2 protein-coding genes and 1 pseudogene are annotated in these 1,737 nt (G+C 65.6%); 2 read left to right on the forward strand and 1 reads right to left on the reverse strand.

The window, feature by feature from the left end; genetic code table 11:
• On the reverse strand, window positions 1-571 hold a 571-nt coding region (locus JCM25156_RS15740; RefSeq protein ID WP_025813838.1), incomplete at its 3' end, for a carbamoyl-phosphate synthase domain-containing protein.
• A gap of 149 nt (window positions 572-720) precedes the next feature.
• Between JCM25156_RS15740 and JCM25156_RS25260 the strand changes: the two are divergent.
• Both JCM25156_RS25260 and JCM25156_RS27180 read left to right on the forward strand, forming a co-directional pair.
• Window positions 721-1,178 (forward strand): annotated as a pseudogene (locus tag JCM25156_RS25260) (GatB/YqeY domain-containing protein).
• Window positions 1,179-1,200: 22 nt separating this feature from the next.
• The coding region (locus JCM25156_RS27180; protein ID WP_025813839.1) for a CHC2 zinc finger domain-containing protein at window positions 1,201-1,737 on the forward strand (537 nt) is incomplete at its 3' end.

The raw sequence follows: 1,737 nt of genomic DNA on the forward strand, positions 1-1,737 counted from the left end.
TGCCGCGCGCCTTCAGCCACGCATCGAGCGACTCGGTCGCGCGCCAGTTGGCGGGCGCGGTCAGGTCTTCCTTCACCACCAGCGCGCGGGCGCATACGCGGGCGGCTTCATCATCTTCCGGCGTGGTGCCGGTATTGCCGATATGGGGGAAGGTGAAGGTGATGATCTGCCCCGCGAATGACGGATCGGTCAGCGTTTCCTGATACCCGGTCATGCCGGTGGAAAAACAGATCTCGCCAATGGCCGCATCCGTGCCATACGCGCCGAATCCACGCCCCCACAGGACGGTGCCATCGGCCAGGATCAGGGCCGCTGTCGCGGCTTTGGGCCTGTCGGCCGGTGCGGGCGGGTTTGGCGTGCTCATCGGGGGCTCCGGTCGGTCGGATTCTGTGGCGGGTTGCAGGTCGGACAGTGACAGGCCGGTCTCGCGCAGCACGGTTGTCCAGTGCTTGGGCGGTATGGCGCGCGCCTGCCGCCATTTGCGAATGGCCTCGGTGCTGACACCGGTCAGGCGCGCAGCCTGTTCGGCGCCGCCGAGGCGTTCGATAATACTTTCTATCGTCATCGGCATTGGATGATGTCCCTTCCGGGAGTATTGCCTAACAGCGTCCTGCCCGATTGGGAAGAAAATTCCCACACATCGGCACGTCAGGACCATGGGAAAATTATTCCCGGCAGAAAGGGGCGCTGTGCCCCCGCCGGGCAGAGGAGTTGACAGTCATGTCCCTGCGCGCACGTTTCACGGATGACCTGAAAGCCGCCATGAAGGCGGGCCAGAGCGAAAAGGTCGGCACCATCCGCATGATCACCGCAAAACTGAAGGATGTCGATATCGCCGGGCGGGCGAAGGGTGACGATCAGGTCAGCGACGAAGCCGTGATTTCCATGCTGCGCGGCATGGTCAAGTCACGTACGGAATCGGCGGCGCTGTACATCAAGGGCGGCCGCCCCGAACTGGCGCAGAAGGAAGAAGCGGAAATCGCGATCGTCCGTGGCTATCTCCCCCCCGATCTGGATGACGCCACCATCGAGCGGCGGTGCGTGAGGCGATCACCCGCACGGACGCCCTGTCCATGAAGGACATGGGCAAGGTCATGGCCGCGCTGAAGGAACAGTTTGGCGCGGCACTCGACCCGTCACGCGCGAGCGCTGTCGTGCGCGCGCAGCTTTCGGTATAACCGACGCCGGAGAGACTGGCCGATGGCGCTTGACCCCGCGTTCCTGGATGAACTGCGCGCCCGCACGCCCATCGCCCCGATTATCGGGCGGCGGACGAAACTGGCGCGCTCGGGACGGAACTGGAAGGGGTGCTGCCCCTTCCACGGGGAAAAGACGCCCTCGTTCTATGTCTATGACGACCATTATCACTGCTTCGGCTGCCAGGCGCATGGGGATGTCATCACCTTCGTCATGCAGAGCGAGGGCCGCTCCTTCCCCGAGGCGGTGGAGGAACTGGCCACCGCCGCCGGCATGGAAATGCCAAAGCCCGACCCCGTGCGGCGCGAGCAGGCCGAACGCGCCCGCACGCTGGGTGACGTGCTGGAGGCCGTCCAGCAGTCCTGGCAGCGCAGGCTCTACCAGCCGAAGCGCGAGGGGCTGGCCTATCTGCGCAACCGTGGCCTGACGGATGAGACCATCGCGGCCTTCGGCCTCGGCTGGTCGGGGGAGGGGCGCGGCGCGCTGGTGGCGGAAATGGCGGCACTGGACATCACCCCCCGTCATGCTGCGCGATGCGGG

It is taken from the genome of Komagataeibacter kakiaceti JCM 25156 (genome assembly GCF_000613305.1).